Source organism: Clostridium sp. OM05-6BH, from assembly GCF_003481635.1.
Classification (GTDB): Bacteria; Bacillota; Clostridia; order Lachnospirales; family Lachnospiraceae; genus Butyribacter.
This window is the reverse complement of the sequence record NZ_QULH01000007.1, coordinates 123,471-145,349: the sequence shown is the minus strand read 5'-3', so window position 1 is coordinate 145,349 and position 21,879 is coordinate 123,471. Positions and strand designations below refer to the sequence as shown.

The 21,879-nt window shown below is 42.7% G+C and carries 15 protein-coding genes; 12 read left to right on the top strand and 3 right to left on the bottom strand.

What is annotated here, in order from left to right:
• Together DXB73_RS14535 and DXB73_RS08335 are read left to right on the top strand one after the other, a co-directional pair.
• Window positions 1-345, top strand: a 345-nt coding sequence (locus tag DXB73_RS14535; RefSeq protein WP_182448508.1) for a hypothetical protein, incomplete at its 5' end; no start/stop codon positions are given.
• A gap of 65 nt (window positions 346-410) precedes the next feature.
• Window positions 411-1,505 carry a leucine-rich repeat domain-containing protein gene (locus DXB73_RS08335; RefSeq protein ID WP_182448507.1) on the top strand — a complete coding sequence of 365 codons (1,095 nt, stop codon included), beginning with the start codon at window positions 411-413 and terminating at the stop codon, window positions 1,503-1,505.
• Window positions 1,506-1,582: 77 nt separating this feature from the next.
• Here DXB73_RS08335 and DXB73_RS08330 read toward each other — a convergent pair whose 3' ends face one another.
• On the bottom strand, window positions 1,583-1,747 hold the full coding sequence (locus DXB73_RS08330) for a hypothetical protein (RefSeq protein ID WP_347559529.1): 165 nt from the start codon (window positions 1,745-1,747) through the stop codon (window positions 1,583-1,585).
• 489 nt (window positions 1,748-2,236) lie between these two features.
• Here DXB73_RS08330 and DXB73_RS14530 point away from each other — a divergent pair, with 489 nt between their 5' ends.
• From DXB73_RS14530 to DXB73_RS08315, 4 genes are all read left to right on the top strand, one after another.
• Window positions 2,237-2,404, top strand: a complete 168-nt coding sequence (locus DXB73_RS14530; RefSeq protein WP_182448260.1) for a hypothetical protein — start codon at window positions 2,237-2,239, stop codon at window positions 2,402-2,404.
• 63 nt (window positions 2,405-2,467) lie between these two features.
• The gene (locus DXB73_RS08325; RefSeq protein ID WP_118690780.1) at window positions 2,468-3,541 is read left to right on the top strand and encodes a leucine-rich repeat domain-containing protein; all 1,074 of its coding nucleotides are present in this window, start codon (window positions 2,468-2,470) and stop codon (window positions 3,539-3,541) included.
• Window positions 3,542-4,028: 487 nt separating this feature from the next.
• The gene (locus DXB73_RS08320) at window positions 4,029-6,323 is read left to right on the top strand and encodes a transglycosylase domain-containing protein (RefSeq protein ID WP_118690779.1); all 2,295 of its coding nucleotides are present in this window, start codon (window positions 4,029-4,031) and stop codon (window positions 6,321-6,323) included.
• A gap of 98 nt (window positions 6,324-6,421) precedes the next feature.
• Window positions 6,422-7,366, top strand: coding sequence for a glycosyltransferase family 2 protein (locus DXB73_RS08315; RefSeq protein ID WP_182448261.1), 945 nt, complete (start codon window positions 6,422-6,424; stop codon window positions 7,364-7,366).
• Between the two features lie 5 nt (window positions 7,367-7,371).
• Here the strand turns inward: DXB73_RS08315 and DXB73_RS08310 are convergent, their stop codons facing one another.
• A complete protein-coding gene (locus DXB73_RS08310; RefSeq protein ID WP_118690777.1) occupies window positions 7,372-9,339 on the bottom strand; it encodes an NAD(+) synthase in 1,968 nt (655 codons plus the stop codon).
• Between the two features lie 167 nt (window positions 9,340-9,506).
• Between DXB73_RS08310 and DXB73_RS08305 the strand changes: the two genes are divergently transcribed.
• The 4 genes from DXB73_RS08305 to DXB73_RS08290 all read left to right on the top strand — a co-directional run bounded on the left by DXB73_RS08305 (window position 9,507) and on the right by DXB73_RS08290 (window position 17,702).
• Window positions 9,507-12,071 (top strand): M56 family metallopeptidase, encoded by a 2,565-nt coding sequence (locus tag DXB73_RS08305; protein ID WP_182448262.1) that lies wholly within the window; start codon window positions 9,507-9,509, stop codon window positions 12,069-12,071.
• Window positions 12,072-12,234: 163 nt separating this feature from the next.
• Window positions 12,235-12,648 carry a FeoC-like transcriptional regulator gene (locus DXB73_RS08300; protein WP_118690775.1) on the top strand — a complete coding sequence of 138 codons (414 nt, stop codon included), beginning with the start codon at window positions 12,235-12,237 and terminating at the stop codon, window positions 12,646-12,648.
• A gap of 174 nt (window positions 12,649-12,822) precedes the next feature.
• A complete protein-coding gene (locus tag DXB73_RS08295; RefSeq protein ID WP_182448263.1) occupies window positions 12,823-15,207 on the top strand; it encodes an ABC transporter ATP-binding protein in 2,385 nt (794 codons plus the stop codon).
• Window positions 15,204-17,702: an ATP-binding cassette domain-containing protein gene (locus tag DXB73_RS08290; protein WP_118690773.1), complete on the top strand. Its 2,499-nt coding sequence runs from the start codon at window positions 15,204-15,206 to the stop codon at window positions 17,700-17,702. The genes DXB73_RS08295 and DXB73_RS08290 overlap by 4 nt, the downstream gene beginning before the upstream one ends.
• A gap of 59 nt (window positions 17,703-17,761) precedes the next feature.
• Here the strand turns inward: DXB73_RS08290 and DXB73_RS08285 are convergent, their stop codons facing one another.
• Window positions 17,762-19,288, bottom strand: a complete 1,527-nt coding sequence (locus tag DXB73_RS08285) for a family 10 glycosylhydrolase (RefSeq protein WP_118690772.1) — start codon at window positions 19,286-19,288, stop codon at window positions 17,762-17,764.
• A gap of 384 nt (window positions 19,289-19,672) precedes the next feature.
• On the opposite strand from DXB73_RS08285, the gene DXB73_RS08280 reads away from it, so the two are divergent.
• Window positions 19,673-20,425, top strand: coding sequence for a CAP domain-containing protein (locus DXB73_RS08280; protein ID WP_118690771.1), 753 nt, complete (start codon window positions 19,673-19,675; stop codon window positions 20,423-20,425).
• Between the two features lie 94 nt (window positions 20,426-20,519).
• On the top strand, window positions 20,520-21,716 hold the full coding sequence (locus DXB73_RS08275; RefSeq protein WP_182448264.1) for a PucR family transcriptional regulator: 1,197 nt from the start codon (window positions 20,520-20,522) through the stop codon (window positions 21,714-21,716).
• Window positions 21,717-21,879: the final 163 nt, after the last annotated feature.

The following is a 21,879-nucleotide window of genomic DNA, read 5'->3' as shown; positions in this document are numbered from 1 at the left end:
ACGACAGGAATGACATATTCGGCTTTGGATGATAACGTGGCGGATTCCGGAAGAAAAAAGAAATCACATCAAAATTATGCGGATAAACCGGGCTCAAGTGGAAGAAGATATACCCATGGTGCCAAGGTTGTGGTTACAGGATTGCTGAAAGATTATTATTACATTCATAATAAGTTTGACCATAATGTATTTAATAATTTCGGCGGGACATATGATACAGTGGTTCCCGGAAAAATAATATATGCATGTTTAGGATTTATACATATGCAAGAAAGTTGGATACGTCATTTGCACCAACATCCACATGGCGAACATATTCGCGGGGAGATGGTTGATTTATTATGAAATAAAGTTATCAGTAACAGTCAGTAATTATGTGGCGGAGATGCAGGAAAGGACAGGTGATTATTATGAAAAGCAGGTATTATGCAGTGATGATACTATTGTGTATCGTAACAATATTTTCGAAGTCGACAACGGCAAATGCGGATGACAGATACGTAAAACTGTGTGAAAGATATTTTACCGAATTTGCGGAGGATTATGGTAAATTTGGTCAGAAAGACGGATTTACTTATCTTTATTCGGATAAGAAGAATACGGCAACGATCGTTGCGATACCAATGGAACAAAAAAAGGTTGCCGTACCGGAGAAGATCAATGGTAAAACAGTAACGAAGATTGAACTGATGGATGTATTTAGCTGTAGCTCAAATTACTATTTTCGAGATGAATTTTACGGAGAACATGAGGACAATCCGGTTCCAAAGGTTGAGTACTTGAGTATTCCGAAGACAGTCAAGGTTATAAATATTTATGCAGGAATAGGGCTGACGGAAGGGTATTGCGGAGAACTGCAGTCTTATCTGGTACATCTGAAGAAATTTAACGTGGCATCGGCTAACAAGTGGTATAGGTCATACAAGGGAATGTTGTATACGAAAAATGGAAAGAAACTGCTTCTTGTACCAAGGAAGTATATGGCAAAAACGGTCAAAGTAAAAAAGGGAACAACAAAGATAGCAGATTTCGCTTTTTCCTTCTGCACCAACATTAAAAAGGTGATCCTGCCGGATACGGTAAAGGTGATTGGACAGAGTGCGTTTGTGCGCTGTTCGTTGAATTACATTAGGATGCCTAGGAAACTGAAAGAATTGGGCGGGAGTGCATTTCAAGAATCTGCTTTGAAGAAGATAACCATATACGGAAAAGTGGAATTGGATGAAACATTTTCAGATTGCAAAAAGTTAAAGTCTGTAGTGCTAAAAAAAGGAGTTAAGAAACTTGGAGAATATGTGTTTACTAGTTGCCCGAAACTGAGAAGTGTGACGGTTCCTAAAGGCATAAAAAATCTTTGGTTGTACATTGACAGCATATTTTATTATCGGGGATTAAAGTGCAACCTTTCCAACATTACCATAAAAACACCAAAGAACTCAGAAATGTATAAGGAACGTAAATTTTTGAAGAAACGATACAAGATAAAAGTGAAAGTCATCAAGTAGCATTTGCAATAAGTGCTAATAGCGAACAAACTACAGAGCAAAACCAGCGTTTTGCTCTGTTTTTGGTGTGCGCTTCCTTAATATTGTGTTCGCAACCCTTTTGGATAATGATTTTTCAGTGTGCCTTTTGTGGCTTTGGCAAACCCTAATGGAAATCCCTGATAGCACACAAGCATCCATCCCTGCAATGAGGTAGAGGTCATCAGCGTCTCTCCGTGCAGATACCCTGCAGCTTCTTCCACTATACTATGTTATTGAAGTAGGGGGAGGGACGAATTGAATTGGGTGACTGGAATTAGAATTCTAGGAAATTCAGCTTGCGTTTCTTAGGTAGTTAGTTGACTGGAATTAAGATTTTGAGAAATTCAGCTTGCTTATGTGTGCTTTTTTCTGGATATATGTTTTGCTCTCAATGTTTCAGTTATTTAATCATTTTCATGATGATTAAGGTGTTAAAAGGTTTGAATTTTCCTTGCGAGTATTTTGTGAATCTTCAACCAGATATCCATCAATTTCGCATCTCAAAAGGGGCGAGGGGGTTTTTATATAGATGATCAGATATGTCCGAATTCTTAAGAATTATTAAGATTACGCTGATATTGTTGACACTGCACAAAATCTATGGTGTACTAAAGATGTAACTAACGGAAGTTCTGTATAGAGTGAATTATTTTTTGTATCTAAAGTAGCTATTTTTACATGTGAAAAGTGACATGGGTAAGGAGAAGCAAATGAAAAAGAAACGAGTAAGGAAAGGGATCGTGGTCAGCTTTGGAGCAAATGACTCGAAGAATCCAAAGAATGATATTTGCTTATACAGGGTATATACTTATGCGAGAAAATTAGATAAGTCTATCAGCACAACTTCGGCATGGAAAACATATTCACGTTGTGATTGAAACTAGGAATATTAGTATGTGGAACATGATAACAAAAAGTATAGTTGAACAGGAGGGATTCGTATGAAATGTAAATATTATTTATGTATGATGTTATTTAGTTTTATGGTATTGTTTCATCAGTATTCGCTTGTAAAAGCGGATGAGACGGAATCAACACTGACACAAAAATATTTTAAACTTTATGCTGATATGACAGGTAAATGGGATGAAAAAGATGGCTTTATATATCGGTATTCCGAGAAAGATAATCATGCAGTTATTGTTGCTATGAATATGGACAAAAAAGTCATTACTATACCGGAAAAAATTGATGGAAAAACAGTAACAGAGGTTCGATTGAGCGATGTATATGGAAGATTGGTAGAGGCACCAGCGGATTTGCCAGAATGGCCAATACCAAAAGTTGAGGTTTTAAAGATTCCAAAAACAGTAAAAAAAGTCAATGCAGACGGAGGTTATTTGAAGGAAGGATATGGTTCCGGTATGCAGTCTTTCTTGATGAATTTGAAGCAATTTGACGTAGCATCCGGCAACAAATGGTTAAAATCATATAAAGGGATTTTATATACTAAGAACGGAAAGAAATTAATTTCTGTTCCAAGAAAGTATACGGCAAAAACGGTCAAAGTAAAAAAGGGGACAACAAAGATAGCAGAATCTGCGTTTTCTTTCTGCACCAACTTTAAAAAGGTGATCCTGCCGGATACGGTAAAGGTGATTGAACAGAATGCTTTTGAGTGTTGCTCGTTGAATTACATTAGAATGCCTAGAAAACTGAAAGAATTGGGGTCGTATGCATTTTATAACTCTGCGTTGAAGAAGATAACCGTATATGGAAAAGTGGAACTGGATCTAACATTTCAATATTGCAAAAAGTTAAAAACAGTGGTGCTAAAGGAAGGAGTCAAGAAACTTGGAGAATATGTTTTTTTCGAATGTCCTAAATTGAGAAGTGTGACGGTTCCTAAAGGCATAAAAAATCTTGGGTGGTACATTGACAGCATATTTTATCATCGTGGATTAAAGTGTAACCTTTCCAAGATTACCATAAAAACGCCAAAGAACTCAGAAATGTATAAGGAACGTAAATTTTTGAAGAAGCGATACAAAATAAAAGTGAAAGTCATCAAGTAATGTTTACTATGTTTCTTGAAACATGAGTTGACAACTAAAAAGTGTATAACTACTGGCAGAGGATGTGACTAAAAGTACATCCTCTGCTTTTATTACGGAATAGGAAATTACTCGTGCTGTTACGTTATACCACCAAAATTGCTTTAGCAATTCTTGCAAAGCAAAGCGCTGGCTTTGTTCTTATTAATGGAATTTATGAAATAAGGCTTAAAAAAGATGTCATACGAGATCATGACTGAATCTTACAATTTTGTGAAATGCTATGGAAAGGATGAAATTTTTATAGAAATATGCTATTATAATGCCGTAAAAAGTACGAAATATCATATAATGAGCCTCTTGGAGAAGCGAGCAGATCAGCGTGCGAGACGAGCTGGAAAGCTCTAGAAGAGTGGATCTGCGGGTTATTAAGGGGAAATTGCTAAATGTGATATAGAAAATAAGGGGCGCAAAAAGTGGATATAAGACTGCGCAGAAAGAGGAGGATATGAGTGGATTTAGAGTAGCGGGGGACAAAAGTTCACACCGCAAAAAAGAGCGAAAGCATCCGAAGCTTCGGTTGGCGATGAAAATTGCACTGCTTGTTATATTATTGATCATCATGGCAGTAATGATTGTTTTTTACGTTAAATTTGGAGATGATCTGTTGCGTTGGCGCAATCAGGCAAAGCAGGATGTGCAGTCATCGACGACGGAAACGTTCCGTTCTTCGGAGACCAGTTTTATTTATTCGGCAGATAAAAAAGTGATCGCCAAGTTGCGGGGAGACAAAGATTCCTATTATTTGGCGTTTGATCAAATTCCGCAATCGGTGAAAGATTGTTTTATCGTGACGGAAGATCGAGATTTTTATGAACATGACGGAGTGAATATTCTCTCCACTATGAAAGCGGCAGTGCTGCTTGTAAAGAGCCGTTTGTTCCATGAAAAGATTTCTCGAGGCGGAAGTACGATCACGCAGCAGCTTGCCCGTAAGATCTATTTGACGGATGATAAAACGTATGAGCGAAAAGTGCGTGAAATTTTTTACGCAATGGAGCTGGAGAAGAAATATACCAAAGACCAGATTTTGGAATTTTACATTAATAACGTATGTTTTGCGAATGCAAAGTACGGTATCGAGTCAGCCAGCAGAGCTTACTTTAGCAAGGGAACTTCGGAGTTGAATCTTGCAGAGGTGGCATTTTTGTGTTCGATCCCGAACCGACCGGAAACGTATAATCCGTTGGAGCATTATGACAATACGATCAAGCGTAAAGACCGTATTTTGAAACAGCTTTTGCAGGAAAAGAAAATTACGGAGGCAGAGTACAGCGATGCTTCTTATACGGAGATTGTCCTGGATCCGGCAGAGGCGATCAAGAGTCAGGACTATATGGCTACCTATGCGATCAGTTGTGCGACAAAAGCGTTGATGCAGCAACACGGATTTGAGTTCCGCTATGAATTTGCCAATGACGCAGATCGCAAAAATTATCAAAAAGAGTACGATACGCTGTACGACGAGTGTAGAACACAGTTGAATACCGGAGGCTATCATATTTATACATCACTCAGTCGTTCCAGACAGAAAAAACTGCAGACGAGTGTGAATGATGCCCTGAAGGGATTTAAGGAAAAAACAAAGGATGGTACTTACAAGTTACAGGGCGCGGCTACTTGCATTGACAATGAGACGGGATTCGTAGTTGCAATTGTCGGTGGACGTAAGCAGAAATCAACGACGGGTTATACGTTGAATCGAGCTTTCCAGAGTTATCGTCAGCCGGGTAGCTGCTTTAAGCCGGTAGCGGTATATACGCCTGCATTGGAACGCGGCTATACACCGAATTCGATCGTGGACGATTCGAAGTTTAAGGGTGGTCCTAGCAACTCAGGCAACAGCTATCTTGGAAAGATCACGTTGCGCCGTGCCGTAGAGAAGTCCAAGAACGTTGTCGCTTGGAAGATCTTTAAGGAAATTACGCCGAAGGTTGGTCTTAGTTATCCGCTCAAAATGCATTTTGCCAATATTGTAGACAATGACTATTATCTGTCTGCATCGCTTGGTGGATTGACGAACGGCGTGACAACGGTCGAGATGGCTTCTGCGTATGCGACGATCGAAAATGATGGAGTTTACCGCGAGCCGACCTGCATTAAGAAGATTACAGATTCCGAGGGAAATGTTATTTTGAAGAATAACGGAACCAAGCGGAAGGGAACGAAAGTCTATGATAAAAATGCAGCACGTTCCATGACAGATATTTTGACCGGTGTATTGACAAGTGGTACAGCAGCAGGACATGAATTGAACAATATGTCTTGCGCCGGTAAGACGGGAACGACGAACGACAAAAAAGATGGATGGTTCTGCGGATTTACTCCATATTATACAACGACGGTATGGGTGGGATATGATTCGCCAAGAACATTAGAGGATCTGTACGGAAGTACGTATCCGCTTACAATTTGGGAAAACTTTATGAACGAGATTCATGTCGGCCTGGAGAATAAGGATTTTGTGGAATCGGAATCATCAAGCAGCAAGTCAGACAAGAAAGATGGAAGTTACTCGACAAAACCACGTGAAACGATCGATCCTGAGGCGCGTGAGACAGAAACACCGGAGGAGACGGCAAAGCCAAAAGCAACCAAAAAGCCGGTTGTTACGGCAACACCAAAGGCAGAGCCGGAGGTAACGGAACCACCAACGACTATTGATGATGACCCAAGTGATGTGCCGAGCGATAATACACAGCCGGATGATGTCGGAGGCGATACCGGGGACGACACAGAATAAGATGTATCAGGATGTGGCATGAGACACGCTGCGGTAGTGTGTGCATTGGAACAGGGCATGAGACACGCTGCGGTAGTGTGTGCCAGGGGGAGAAGTGCATGAAATTTAGCCTTTGTATGATTGTGAAAAATGAAGAGGCAGTTTTGAATCGGTGCTTGGAGTCCATGGCATCAGCGATGGATGAGATCATTATAGTGGATACCGGATCTACCGATGCAACCAAAAAGATTGCCACAGCGTATACCGATCAGATCTATGATTTTGCGTGGACAGGAAACTTTGCAGAGGCAAGGAACTATGCAGCTTCCAAGGCAACCGGTGATTACATTTATACGGCAGATGCCGATGAATATTTGGAGCCGGAAGAGCTGCAGAAGTTATTGCAGCTCAAAAAGGTATTGCTGCCTGAAGTTGAGATTGTGCAAATGCTGTATTGCACACCGCCGGAACTTAGTACCGTATATAATTTTGCGGAGGAGTACCGCCCTAAATTATATAAGAGACTGCGTTCGTTTACTTGGATCGATCCGATTCATGAGACGTTACGTTTGGAGCCGGTTGTGTTTGACAGTGAGATACGTATTCAGCACAGACCATCGCCCGGACATGCCAAAAGAGACCTAGAGGCACTGGCAGCCGCAGCGGATCGTGAGAAATTGTTGTCCGACAAATTGCGCCACATGTATGCAATGGAATTGTATCGCTGTGGAGACGCTAGCGATTTTAACAGAGCGAAGGGATTTTTCCAAAGAGTGATGGAGGATCCGGACAGCGGACAGGATGCGCTTCGAGAGGCAATCTGTGTGCTGGCACGAGGTTATCGTTTGGAGGGAGATGTTTCGCATTTTTTGGCATATGCATTGCGGGATGCAGTGACGGCACCTACTTCTGAGCTATGCTGTGAACTTGGAGCTTATTTTGAAGAGTGTGGGGATCTGGCGGAAGCAGCAATGTGGTATCAGAATGCACTTAGCGAAACAGAGAGCATATTAGATGCCCGCACCGGCAATGAAATTCCGACACGGGCATTAGAACGTTTTTGACAACATCAAAGAGATTGTTCGATCGTATCCAATTCTTTCATCCAAAGAGCAGCGGAGGCATCACTAGGCATACGCCAGTCGCCGCGCGGTGACAATGCAACGCTGCCGACCTTTGGCCCATCCGGCAGACAGGAACGCTTAAATTGCTGGGCGAAGAAACGCCAATAAAATGTTCTCAACCATTTATAGATGGTTTTATCATCGTATTCTCCCACAAATGTATATTTTGCCAAACGAAAGATTTTCGTCGGTGTATATCCAAAACGCATTAGATAATACAAGAAGAAATCATGCAGTTCATAAGGACCTACAATATTTTCTGTTTTCTGAGCAATCTTGCCATCCTTTGGAGGCAGGAGTTCCGGACTTACCGGGGTATCTAAGACATCTAATAACACAGCTTTCAGCGAAGGATCTTCCGTTGTTTCCGCATAATAGGATACCAAATAACGAACCAACGTCTTTGGAACGGACGCGTTGACGCCATACATGGACATATGGTCACCGTTGTAAGTCGCCCAGCCGAGTGCCAGTTCTGACATGTCACCGGTACCGATCACCATACCGTTTGACTGGTTGGCAAGATCCATTAAGATCAGTGTGCGCTGTCTGGCCTGTGAGTTTTCATACGTAACATCATGGTTGCTCGGATCATGTCCGATGTCCCGAAAATGAAGTTCAACTGCTTCGTGGATCGGGACTTCTTTTAGTGTTGCGCCGAGCTGCTTTGTGAGTGTGCAGGCGTTTTGGTAAGTGCGGTCGGTTGTGCCAAAACAAGGCATCGTGACGGCAACGATTCCACTTCGGTCAAGTCCAAGCAGATCAAAGGCTTTCGCAGTAACTAACAGAGCCAGAGTTGAGTCCAATCCGCCGGATATGCCGATCACAGCGCTGGTGCAATGGGTATGCGCCAATCTTTTTTTGAGTCCCATCGCCTGAATGTGTAAAATTTCATCGCAGCGACGGTCGCGGTCTGTCTTACTGTTCGGGACAAACGGTGTTCGTTCATAATGTCTTGTGAGTGTTGTCTCTTCCACCTGCTGAAATGTAAAATGAATAATCTGATAAGCATCTTTCTCTGACTCGTCGGTGCCCGGAACAATTTGTGGAAACGTGGAAATGCGTCTACGCTCACTGGTTAAACGCCCCAGATCGATCTCAGACAGGATCATACCGTTTTGGAAACGCTTGCTTTCGTTGAGCAGTGTACCGTTTTCGGCGATCAGATTATGCCCGGCGAATACAAGATCCGTAGAGGATTCGCCTTCTCCTGCATCTGCATAAATATATGCACACAAAAGGCGGGCAGACTGTCCGGTTACCAACTCACGGCGATAGATATCTTTGCCGGTTGTTTCGTCGCTGGCCGACAGATTAACAATGACGGTTGCACCGTGCAGAGCGTGTGTGGTAGAAGGTGGCGCTGCAGTCCATAAGTCCTCGCAGATCTCCGCACCAATGATCAATCCCGGCATATTATCTGCTTGAAACAAGGTCTTGCTGCCAAACCAGATGAGATCTAATCCCTCCTCATCGCAAAGTTCCGGCATATGAAGGAAAATGCCCTCTTTCGGGGCGGCTGTAAAATGCCTTGCTTCATAAAATTCGGAATAATTCGGAATAAAAGTTTTGGGGATCAGACATATTACTTCTCCATGGAATACGACAGCGGCTACGTTATATAGCCGGTTCATATAAGAAAAAGGCAGACCAACAATGGTCATCATATCCATATTAGCGGACACTTTCCGAATACGGTTCAGGCCGGAGATGGCACCGTCTAATAACGCCTTTTGTAAAAAGAGATCGCCACAGGTATAGCCGGTCAGACAAAGTTCCGGCAAAACCAACAGCTTCGCATGCTCTGTATTTGCTTTCTGCATACATTCGATGATCTGCTCTGTATTGTAATCGGGATCTGCAACACGGATGTCCGGCGTTGCAGCAGCAACTTTCAAAAATAAATCGTTCATAAGCGCTCCTTATTTTTTATTATTAATTAGTTATCGTTTTAAGCGGTAGTTCAAATGTACCACGTTGGCATGGGAATTGCAACCAAAGTTCAGTCTTGCGTATTGCAGCAAACCCCTTTATAATGTGTAATTGGACAAAAAATGAAGGTGAATGCGGAGGCATAGTAATGCACTTGGATATTTTAATTGATATGAAATTGCTGTTGTGTAGCGTGTCATCGCCAGGAATTGCTTTTTTAATTAATAGGAAATTGCTGTTGTGTAGCGCGACATCGCCAAGAATTGCTTTAGCAATTCTTGCAAAGCAAAGCGCTGGCTTTGCTTTTTTATATCGCTTTTTTTATATTGTGATCGCAATGGAAGCGGCGGCTGTGAGTTTGTTCCTGCCGCTGCTGTTTTTGCGTGTGGTTATAAGTGGTCTGCCAAAGAAATATATGGTATGGCTGTGGCGGTTGTATTTTTTGCGGATCGTGTGTCCAATCCAGATTTCCAGTATGTTTAGTATTGTTCCGGCGTGGAATCGCAGTTACCATCGATTTTTAGCAGATGTAGGACTTGATATCGATGCGCAGCATGGCGGACTGCTTCGCAGTCTGCACGATGTATGGCAAGCGAACATACAAGTAACGTCTCTCTATCGGATCATGGCGATAGGATACTTTGCAGGAATGCTGTTATTGGTAGTTCTTTTGGTGATTCGGGCGGGAAAGGTGCGTTCCGCGATCCGTATGCGGGAAAAACGACTGGAGGGTACTTTGTACCAGTCAGCGGTCGAATTGCCGGTCATGACAGGTCTGTTCGTGAATCGCGTGTTTTTGCCGGAAACGATGAATGTGCAGGAGGCGAAATATACATTAGCACATATGGAGTGTCGACGTGCTCGCAGAAGCAATCTTTGGAATGCGTTTTATGTAACGGCGCTGCTTTTGCATTGGTACGATCCTTGCGTATGGGCTGCCGTATTTTTGGTTAGACGGGATGAGCAGATGGCGTGCGATGAATGTGCCGTGGACAGATGCAGTGCGGCAGACAAGAATGCGTATATACAAGGGATTTTGAACATTGTACCGCAGGAAAGCCGTGTGCCATTTACTGTGTGTGCAAGCTTTGAAACAGACTTAGAGAGACGGTCGCAGCGTTTGCTGCATCAGGGATCCGACCGAATGTGTTATAAAATGACCAGTGTGATCCTTTTGCTTTTGATGTTTTTCTGGCTTTTTTTGTTACGTCCGGTTCAAAATGTATGGGCGGGAGGAACGTGGAATGCCGGGAGTGAGAAACTGTCCGCAAATAAGGACACGAGAAAAACGAATCTCATCCTTTCGCAGACAGATGTATTGTCGCCAAGTGGACTGAAACAGACAGTTTCCTTGCGGCATAAGCGTAATGAAGCCAACGGCAGGATCCTTGCAAACAGTTACGAGCTGCAGCTTGCGGATGCAGCAGGCAGTGAATTGGCAGTTGTTGACCTGCAGAAAGTGTTTCGAGAGCAGGGGATTGCGAAGGATACGCTTTATTTCCCGGAGGGATTGAAGCTGCAGACCGGTGACTATAATAATGATGGGATTCAAGAACTGCTTTTGGGACAGCAGAGAGCGTGGGATGCAACAGAGCAAAAGCAGATCGGGAGATTGCTGTCCAACAAAACGGACAGCAAGTCAAAAACAGCGTCAAGCAAGGTCGCCGAGAACGTTACGCCGACACCGGCTGGCAAGACTGACGAAAGTGCTAAGGCAACAGCGTCAAGCAAGGTCGCCGAGAACGTCACGCCGGCGCCGGCAAAACAGGTTAAGAACTTGCGGACGTATGTGTACGTAATGTTTCAGATGCAGGAGACCGGTTTGCAGATCGTCTCAGAGGCGGTATATGGGGAACAGGCGGCATCGATGCAGTCTGTGAAGCCGAGTCAGGAATCGGACGTGAAGGACTTGTTTTATATGCAGCTCTCCGATGGAAAGCTGTACTATATTTGGGACAGCGATGCAACAAAGTTCCTGGCAAAGAAATTATCGTCTGATGAATTGAATCAGCATAGAAGGGCGTCACAGGGAACAGAGGAAGCGGGCGTCAGCAAGACAGAGACTTTGGAAGATGCCGATGGCAACGAGTGTATGCGCGTGCAGACGACCACTGACACGACCGGAAGTCCGGAAATCGGTCAGATCATGATGTCCCAAAACAAGAAAAAGATGAACGAGGTCAAGGGATATTTTTGCGAGTTGAAGTGGGTGCCGCAATCTGATGCTTCGACCGGACGATATGCAGTATTGATCTATAATGGCACCAAAGCACAGACATTTGTGCTGTATGATGTTGATAAAGCTACGGAACTGTACCGGCAGGAAGACGGTAATGATATTCTCAGCAGTATCTTTGCCAAATATAATGACACACAGATTCAGTTTAAAAGTGGAGCAATTGCGGTGTACAAGCTCGCGGAACAAAATGGGAGCAGGCTAACGATTGATTTTGCGGCAGAAGCAGAAGATGGCGTAGATGTGAGTGGAAGTTATGTTTATGATATGGATAGTGAACAGATTTCCAATCTGCAGTATAACCAGTCGAATGATGATACGCAGACCAAGAATTCGTCAAACGGGAATGCCGGGACAGACAGCGATTCTTCTTCCTCAAATAAGGGAACAGACAGCAGCTCGAAACGTAAGAACACAACAACGCCACAGCCTGTTCCAACAATAAATAGCAATTTGGGGGATTATTTGGATCCGTGATGGTCTTGGACAAGCAATGTTCCAAATTTACGAAGTCTGGTTCGATCGTATCCTTTCTTGACGGTATTTTCGTAGAGTGCTATTCTTATAAGAGCAGAAAGTTCGTGGCAGCCGGCTTTATGAATAAAGGCAGCTGCAGAAATATGAGAAGAGGAGGGAAAGTATGATCGTAGATAGAAATCGTTTTGGGGATTCGGAGATAAAGAGCTGTAAACAGTGTGGACGCAGATTACATCCTAAATATAATAAAGATATATGTCCGGCATGCATGGAAATGAATCTGTTTAATGAAGTGAAAGATTATATTCGTAAAAATGATGTGAATGAATCTCAAGTGGCTGATCATTTTGGCATTTCCAATGCGAAGGTACGCGCATGGATCCGTGACGGTCGTATTCAGTACAAAAATACAGATGGAAAAACAGTGTCGCAGGTGTATTGTCAGATCTGCGGTAAGCCGTTGGATTTCGGGAATCTATGTTCTGAATGTCGTCATTTGCAGGGATTGGAAGTTGTTGCAAAGCGTTATGGAGAAGAGGCAGGACAGATGCGTTTCATCAACAAAGACAGGACGTAAAATTACAGCAATAATTATAGAATGTTGCAGTAAAATTTCCAACAATCGGAAAAAAATATATTAGTAGAGGTAGAATTTTCCAGGAAGATTCGCCTCTTTTTTTATGATATGCTTTTTTGGGAGTCAAAGTATGTTGGGAGTCAAAGTATGTACAACGTGAAAAAGGAGGGAAATATGCAGCAAGTAAGAATTAAGTTGCAAAATATTTCGAAGTATTATTATTCCGAAACAGCAGTGACACAGGCATTGCAGGGTATCAATCTGGAGTTTCGCATGGGAGAATTTGTTGCGATCACAGGGGAAAGCGGCAGCGGAAAGTCAACATTGCTTAGGATCATTAGCGGTATGGATACGTTTGATGATGGGGAGCTTTATGTGGATGGACAGCCGACATTTCAGTATGATGAAGATGACTGGGAAGAATATCGTCGTACTAAGATCGGCTTTGTTTTTCAAGATTATAGTTTGATCGGTCATTATACCGCCAAAGAAAATATTGTCAGTGCGCTTTTGATCATGGGAGTGCCTGAGAAAGAAGCTGGAGACAAGGCAATTCATTATTTGGAACGGGTAGGCCTGAGTGCACAGAGAGACCAGCGTGCGTCTAAGTTGTCCAGTGGTCAAAAGCAGAGATTGTCAATTGCTCGTGCGTTGGCAAAGGATACGGATATTATTGTGGCGGATGAGCCAACCGGTAACTTGGACAGTGAAACCGGAGCGCAGATCGTGAAATTGCTTCGAGATCTTTCGCAAGACCATTTGGTTATAATGGTAACTCACAATTATGAACAGGTAGAAAAATATGTTACCAGAAAAGTGCGATTGCATGATGGATCATTGATCTTGGACGTATCCGAAAATATGGACACGGATCAGAAGTCAGACGTATCCGAAAATACGGACACAGATCAGAAGTTGGAAGTATCCGAAAATATGGACACAGAGCAGAAACCGGAGATGTCCGAGAATGTGGACAACAACGAGAAAACGTCAGCCGGTAAAAAGTCTGAAAGCAATGAGGAACGACTTCGCGATCATACCATAGGGCGGATCTTTGTGCGAATGAATGCAGTGAGACAGCCGGAAAAAATCGCATTGTTTATGGGATTTTTCTTAGCTGCTGCTATCGTATCGTTTTTATTTATCGGGCAGTTGCTAATGAATGCAGATGATATTTACACCAAAGAGTATTCGGCAACATCCTTTGCGCGCAAAGACGATAAGCGCATTTCACTTAGACGCAAAGATCAAAAGTTTATGACGAAAAAGGATATTGACCGACTCACCAAAATGAAGCACGTCGTTTCGGTGGATCAGTACGATATTGTGAATGATATCAATTATTATTTTGAGGAAGGAAAAGATTATAGACAGGAGTACGGCTATAATAGGATGAGTACGAGCGATGAAGGGTGGATGTATGACTCGCAGAACGTTGAATACGTCAAGAAAGATCAATACATGCGATCGTCTTCCTGCTTAAAGAAATCGGATCTCGCAAAGGGCAGTCTGCCAAAGAAGATCGATGAAGTTGTACTGTACGATCGGGGAAAATATAAGGTTGGTGATACGATTACATTTTTCTATACAAGCGATGTGCTTTGGTCATCAACGGAGAATTATATACAGCGGAAGATGAAAGTAAGCGGACTGTTAAAAAATAAGGATAAACAGGTGTACTTTTCGCCGGAGATATGTACAATGCTGCAAAGTACCGTAACCGGTGGCAAAGTATTCTATGAATATGCCTATAATCAAAAACTTGGCAAATATCAGGGACAGGCAGCATTGTGGCCGATTGTTGGCGATATCGTGAAGAAGGATAACGAACTTTGTGTATCAGGTGCATATGAAGCAGCGGTGTATCGGGCAGAAGATAATGACTTGACTCTTTTAGGTCAGTCCGGTTTATTGCATATTGATCAGTATGACAAGGATATGAAAAGCAAGGATGTCAAACAGATCGAGAATGTAGAAACCGGTGAGAAGATAAATGGCTGTGGGGCAAATTTTGCAGAGGTTTCTCAGGATATTTATGAGAAGTATTATCGCACCGACAGCAGGCAGGCATCGGTATATATTACAAGTTATGCCAAAATGGATCATGTGTTAAAGGCATTGGATAAAGCCGGGTATGAGGCTGTGAGTACACTGCGTTTTGGCGCAGATAAATACGATTCAGATCTGGTACAGGAACGTTTAAGGACGATCGGCATTGCAGTGGCAATACTATTAGTGATGATGGCTGCTGAGATATTGATCTTACGTTCTATATTTAAGATTCAGATCAAAGACCAGAAAATCTTAAAATTCATGGGTATGTCCACAAAATTGATCGGCAAGATCAATTATATGGAGATGCGTCGATACAGTATTACTGCTATTATCGTGGTTGCGGTAGTGATGAATGTAGTTGGAATCTTTGTGCCGGCGCTGCGTGCTATGCTCTACTATTATGAATGGCCCGGGTACCTAGCGTACTTTATGTACAATTATGTGGCTGCGATGGTGATGGTAGCAGCGTTTAATCATTTGTTAAAAGGGAAGGTGAGCGAATGATCAAGATAGAACATTTACAGAAATATTTTAACCGCGGTAAACGAAGTGAGCTTCATGTATTGAATGATATTACATTGGAGCTGCCACAGACAGGTTTGGTATGTATTTTGGGGGAAAGCGGTTCCGGAAAAACCACGTTATTAAATACCGTTGGTGGATTGGATGTGTTTCAGGGAGGAACACTTACCGTAGACGAAACAATATTAAAGAAGTACGAGCCAAAGAAAATTGAGCATTTGCGTTGTGAAAAATTTGGCTATATTTTCCAATTGCTGCAGGATTACACGGTTGCTTATAATGTAAAGCTTGCACTTAGTCATTATGATCTGACGGATAAGGAAAAAGATGAGAGAGTATCGTATGTATTGGAGCAGCTTGGCATAGGACGTTACAAAAAGAAGCTGGTATCCAAATTGTCGGGTGGACAGCAGCAGAGGGTATCTATTGCCCGGGCACTTGTGAAATCACCGCAGATCATATTGGCAGATGAGCCGACCGGCAATCTGGACGAGGAAAATACAATACGTACAATGAGTATATTGCGTGCGATTTCCAAGGAATGTCTGGTTATTTTAGTATCGCACGAGCGCCGTATTGCTGAGTTTTTTGCGGATCGTATTCTAGAGATCAAGGATGGAGAGATTACAAAAGATTACGATAATCATTCCGGCAGCAGTTATGAACGATCTGACGATGGTAATATTTATTTGCCGGAGCTCACATGTCAGGCCATGCAAAGCGATGAAAATGAAATTGAAGTGTACCAAAATGCGGACAGCAAAGAGGAACCTATTCGATTAAAAATGGCATGGAAAAGTGGGAAACTTTATATTCGGAGTGACATGGCAAGTGATGTGATCTTTGCGGGGGAAGAAGCCGGATGTGAAATTTTTGATGAGCCAAGACCAAAACTGGAGATGGAAGATGTTGAGAACTTCTCATATGAATTATCTCCATTGGAAATGAGTAAAAAATCCGGGTTGTCCTGGAAAGCAACCTGGCGAATGACACTAGAAAATTTGAAGTTGTTGGGGAAAAAGCAGGCATTTATCGTTGTCATCCTTTTAATAACAGCAATCATGCTTTCGCTGACGATATCGGACTTGATCACAGCAGTTACGGTGCATCGGGAAGAGATTGTGAAGGATGATTCACATTATGTACAGGTGGAGATGAAACTGGCTTCTCCGGCAGAAGAATATGCCGTTGGTGATACCATGCAGGAGTGCTATAATAAGGTGCTTTCGAAAGGGAAACGTAAGGATATGATGTTTTACGATACAGCGCGTGACCTGGTGATACAAGCAGATACGTTATATCAGATGCGGGGGAGCAGCCAGGTGATCCGCGACTTTTCCTATGTGGACATATCGAAAGTTACGAAGAAAGATCTGTTATATGGACGGCTTCCAAAGAAATCGGATGAGATTGTTATCGATAAGCTGGTTGCGGATCGTTTCTTGAAAAGTGACACGGCTATTGCCGGTCAATATGCGTCCGCAAAGGAGTTGTTAGGAGAGACACTTTCTATTAACACATTCAGCAAAGATCTGACGGTAGTTGGCATTAGTGGCAACAACGAGGCGTCCATTTACTGCAGTCAATCAAAGCTGCTAGGAATGGTTGCGAGTTCCTATTCGGTCATGTCATTATCAGAGCTGCAGAAGATGTATCCGGGTAAGTACGATAATGTAACCTTGCAGGATGATCAGATGCTGGTTCCGCAGTCAAAATATGATCAGATCAAAAGTTATCAGGAATTTCAGGGAAACCAGAAAGAATATCCGGTGCAACAGCTTGGTAACAGTTCCGTGTTTTACGAAGAGGAACCGGTTAGTAATGCAGGAGAAAATTACATTGTAGTGGGTGGATTTGACAATTCCTGTGATGTTGATTATGTTTTGACAGATGCCGCCGGTAAACAGTTAGCAGACCAGTTGGCAGTGGGAATGCAGAAGATAAAATATTATGTTGATGATTTGGAGCAGCGGGAAGAGCTGGTAAAGCAATTGCAAAGTGAACTGAAACCGTATCAAAAAATGTTTCGGGTCAAAGTGACGATTCCGGCAGAGCAACAAGTGAAAGCCTATCGGAACAAAATGAAAGACAAGACGAGAAGCAAGGCATTGTTTGCAATGATTGCTGTCATCTTGTCTGTGTTGATCATTTATTATACGATCCGCTCCAATGCATCATCACGAATGGAGGAGTTGACGGTGTATCGCCTGCTTGGAATTTCCAAGGCAAGTATTATCCGTTCTTTTATACTTGAAATGCTGCTGATCAATTGCTATACGACACTTCCCGGGGTTGTGGTCACGACAGGTGTTATGAAGTTCGCCGCATCCGTGCCATCCCTTGGAATGAATCTAAGCTTTCCATGGTGGGGCGCGATAACGTTGATAGCGGCAATTATGCTGGTAAATGCAATTGTAAGTGTTATTCCGGTGCACAACATACTGGCAAAGCCGCCTGCGGAGTTAGCTGTTAAGTAACGGTTTCACCGTGCGGTCCGGGATTGATGCCGGTAACGGTTCCAATGCGCGGTCCGGGATCAGTTGCCGGTAACGGTCGGTGAGTTTGTTGGAGCTGCCGCTGGAGTTTCTGTTGGAGCTGCCATTGAGCTGTCCGTTGGAGCATCTGTTGGAGTTCCTGTTGGTACTGCCGTCGGTACAGTGGTTGGAGCTGCCGTTGGCGTCGCAGTTGGTCCTACAGCATTTGAAGGTACAGTTTTCAGCAATTTTGTAAACCGCTTCATTTCTGAGCGTGCCGATTTGCGGATCAAATCGGAATAAGAGAACAACATAAAACCGCCACAACCGTTTTGTGAGCGTAAGTATAGGAGCTGGCGTTTGAGATTAGTGCGGCTTGTGCCCCACTCTGCGTCCGCTCCTAATTTTGCCTCCCGTTTAGAGATGCCGGCGCGGTAACCGCCCAGACCGACATATACTTTTACGGATTTTGCGCGTGGTATCGCGAGCCATTTGTTTGTGGTTTTGCGGAAAGGACAAGTCTTTTGACTGAATGTCCAGTAAATCTGTGGGCAGATATAATCAATATATTTGGAAGAACGCATCCATTTTTTGACATCTGCGTAATAATTATTTTTCGCATATAAATTACGGATATTGCCTGCCGGGCTGATGCCAAATACGCAATTATTATCCAATCTATGTACGATGGTTCGAACGCGTTTTAACATGTTGGATACGTTGTTTCTGCGCCAAGTTACGATCGAAACTTTTTTCTTGTGTTTCTTTTTGCAGCGTTTTGCGTATGCTTTGTATTCTTTGTAGTCAAATACCTTTTTGTATTTCGCACCCAGATTCGGATAAAAATAATCGTCAAAATGAATGCCGTCTACAGCATAATCGCGCACGATCTCACGGACACCATTGCAAACAAGATTTTGAACATCTTTGGAAGCCGGGTTAAAGTACAGTTTCCCATCCCATTTTAATACATTGCGGCGTTTGGAAGCTTTCTTGGAAACAGCCCATTTTCTGGCAATGGATTTTTTCGGGAGTTTATATACGTTGGTCGTATTGCTGGCAATGCGATAAGGGTTGATCCATGCATGGAAAGCTAAGCCCCGCTTATGTGCCGCGCTGACCGCATAGGAGAGCGGATCGAATCCCGGATGTTTCCCGGCTTTTCCGGATACATAGCGAGACCATGGAAAATAGCTGGACGGATACAAGGCATCGGCAAATGGACGAACATGAACGATCACGGCGTTAAATCCATTTTTTTTGCAGTTATCAAACGTCTTGTTGATGAAATTCTCAAACTGCTTTTTGGTGTAGCGCTTTTCTCCAATATCCTGAAAAGAGATCCATACGCCGCGAAATTCACCGGAAGCCGGGGTAAATGTCGTTTTCACAGGCTTTTTTGATCTGGTTGTTTTACCCTGTGCGACTTTGGCAGATCGATCCGTTCGGTCTGTCGGAATGATCTGCGAAACTGCCAGCGCACAGACCAAGATCAGCGCAATGGTCGTAGTGATTGAAGTAACAAACTTTATACCATGAGATGCTTTTGTGGTATGCCTTTTTTGATGAAATGGATTGTGGTAATGCATAATTTCCTCTACACTTTCTTATTTGTTTTGCACAGAAAAGCCGATGTTTCAGCTTATTTGTACAATGAGATTACAGTGTCAAAAGGTTTGAATCTGGTGTTTGACATCGTAATTACAATGAGTAACTCCTGCGATATTATACTATACAGTATAGTATATAAGAATCTCGTACATATAGTCATTATAAATGTCCGATGAATTTCTTGCAACCGGTCGATCCTTTCAGGAAAATGATTCCCAACAGGGGATTATGGTTGACTTTATGTACGGACACCATTAAAATTTACGTTATATCTATGTCATAATTGTATCAATACATAGATATCCTGTCAGCGAGGTGAGTTGACAGTAAGCAGGGAAAGAATCGCAGAATGGAGGATTATTATGAAACAGTATAAGAATAAGAAAGCCATGGCATTATTGATGGCAGCAGTATTAGCAGGCAGTGCGTTGTATAGTGGGGTGGCAGACGCAGCATCCGCGATCAAGCTAAATAAGAAGACAGCGAAGATCGCAGTAGGAAAGTCTGTCACGTTAAAAGTGCGCGGAACGAAGAAGAAGGTAAAATGGAAATCTTCAAAAAAATCTGTTGCAACGGTCAATGCGAAAGGTAAAGTAACCGGCAAAAAGGCTGGGAAAGCAGTGGTGACTGCTAAAGTAAAAGGGAAAACGCTAAAATGTAAAGTGATCGTCACGAAAAAGCAGGCAGCGAAGAAAAACGCGAAGACAGCGGGCAAAAAGAACACAACTTCAGATATTTCTCTTCAAAAGAAGGTGATTTCTATTGTCAATAAAAACCGCAAGAAAAAAGGGCTTGAAGCATTGACAATGGATGAGAAACTTATGAAAGCGGCACAGGACAGAGCAAAGGAACTTACAAAGTCATTTTCGCATACTCGTCCGAATGGCACATCTTGTTTTACGATTTTTGAAAAGTACAAGATAACACCAACGGCCAGCGGGGAAAATATTGCAGCCGGTCAGAGAAGTGCGGCAGCTGTTATGGATTCTTGGATGAATTCTCCGGGGCACAAAGAAAACATCATGAATAACAGGTTTAAGAAGATCGGTGTTGGTCTGGTGATCGTTCCAAACGATATGTATTCTTATTACTGGGTGCAGATGTTCACTGAGTAAGGTGAAATAAGAGAAAAGCAGCTGTTTACTGCCTTGGATGCCAAGGGACAGCGAGCAGCTATTTGCTGACTTGGTCAAAAAAGGGGACAGCATAATGAACTGTATAGACATGATGGAGATTCCGGAGTTAAGGGAAACATTAAACTTACGGGCGGGTGAAGAAGGCCTGATGCATCCGATCCGTTGGATATACTTTGCGGATTGTTTGCAATGTGTAAAGAGTGAGTATCGTATGGAGAGCTATATTCATGGCAGTGAATTTGTCGTGCTAACCAATCGGGATCTTACGGATGATAGCCTTAAATTGAAAGAACTCATTGCAAAAATGCAGGAATATGATATTGCAGCAGTGGGAATTAACGAAGGACAGATTTCGGAAGAATTGGTACAATATTGCGACGAACATCGATTACCATTGTTTGAGCTGCCAATGCGTTTCCCTTTGGTGGATCTGAGTCAGATCATATGCAAGAGGTTAGTGCTGGAAGAAAATAACAAAAATGCAGAGGAGCAATTATTCACCTCTATTTTGGACGCAGAGCATCTGAACAAAGAAGATGTTTTTGCACAGGCAAGATATTTGAATGTGGATCTGTCCGGAGAATTTCGAGTGATCGAATTTGCTTTTTTTAAGGAACGGGATAAAGACGATTCGTTTACGATCGGACAAGCGATACGTGGGATCATTCGTACAGAGTTTTCACATTATCTGTCTCAAAATATATTGACGCAGTTGCAGGCCGGTACGGTCTTGGCACTTGTGCCGGCGTATGATGTGAGTGATAAGCTGTTAAAGAAAATTCTCGCAAAGATTACGCAGCTTACCGAGAAAGACTGTGCGACCAGGCTGGTTGTCGGCGTAGGAAACAGTACAGGATATTTGGAAGATGTGAGGGTGAGCCGAAATGAAGCGGCTACCGCGATTAAACTTGCGAATATGTCCGGACGGGAAGAATCGGTCTTTTTTTATAAAGATCAGGGTATTTACACGATGATATCTAAGATTACGGACAGTCGATTTTTGGATGAGTTTGTTGAAAAAAATATTGGAAAGCTGCTTCGTGCAGATGAAGTTAATCAGGGTAATCTATGCGAGACACTTGAAAAGTATATCAACCATAACTGTAATGCGAAGGACACGGCAGAAGCAATGTATATCCACCGTAACACTTTGAACTATCGTCTGAGGAAGATTCAGGAGATCCTCGGCCGCCAGATCAACGATATTGACACGTGTCTATTACTTAAGCTGGCCTTTATGATAAGAAATTATCGTAATATGCAGAGGTAGTGAGCGGCAATTGTGCACCGTGCACAAAATATTTGGTACAGCAAGTACATTGTATTGCATGCCAAAGTTGTTATAATGTTTGCAGAATAAAAAATAAAGCAATGACAAAGGCGTCAAAAAAGTATTTTACTTTTTTGGCGTCTTTTTGTTTGCAGAACAGGCA

What these genes read in the sequence shown, in the direction of transcription:
- DXB73_RS08335 (WP_182448507.1), top strand. Translation starts at nt 411, where the DNA reads ATGAAAAGCAGGTATTATGCAGTGATGATACTATTGTGTATCGTAACA.
- DXB73_RS14530 (WP_182448260.1), top strand. Translation starts at nt 2,237, where the DNA reads ATGAAAAAGAAACGAGTAAGGAAAGGGATCGTGGTCAGCTTTGGAGCA.
- DXB73_RS08325 (WP_118690780.1), top strand. Translation starts at nt 2,468, where the DNA reads ATGAAATGTAAATATTATTTATGTATGATGTTATTTAGTTTTATGGTA.
- DXB73_RS08320 (WP_118690779.1), top strand. Translation starts at nt 4,029, where the DNA reads ATGAGTGGATTTAGAGTAGCGGGGGACAAAAGTTCACACCGCAAAAAA.
- DXB73_RS08315 (WP_182448261.1), top strand. Translation starts at nt 6,422, where the DNA reads ATGAAATTTAGCCTTTGTATGATTGTGAAAAATGAAGAGGCAGTTTTG.
- DXB73_RS08310 (WP_118690777.1), bottom strand. Translation starts at nt 9,339, where the DNA reads ATGAACGATTTATTTTTGAAAGTTGCTGCTGCAACGCCGGACATCCGT.
- DXB73_RS08305 (WP_182448262.1), top strand. Translation starts at nt 9,507, where the DNA reads ATGCACTTGGATATTTTAATTGATATGAAATTGCTGTTGTGTAGCGTG.
- DXB73_RS08300 (WP_118690775.1), top strand. Translation starts at nt 12,235, where the DNA reads ATGATCGTAGATAGAAATCGTTTTGGGGATTCGGAGATAAAGAGCTGT.
- DXB73_RS08295 (WP_182448263.1), top strand. Translation starts at nt 12,823, where the DNA reads ATGCAGCAAGTAAGAATTAAGTTGCAAAATATTTCGAAGTATTATTAT.
- DXB73_RS08290 (WP_118690773.1), top strand. Translation starts at nt 15,204, where the DNA reads ATGATCAAGATAGAACATTTACAGAAATATTTTAACCGCGGTAAACGA.
- DXB73_RS08285 (WP_118690772.1), bottom strand. Translation starts at nt 19,288, where the DNA reads ATGCATTACCACAATCCATTTCATCAAAAAAGGCATACCACAAAAGCA.
- DXB73_RS08280 (WP_118690771.1), top strand. Translation starts at nt 19,673, where the DNA reads ATGAAACAGTATAAGAATAAGAAAGCCATGGCATTATTGATGGCAGCA.
- DXB73_RS08275 (WP_182448264.1), top strand. Translation starts at nt 20,520, where the DNA reads ATGAACTGTATAGACATGATGGAGATTCCGGAGTTAAGGGAAACATTA.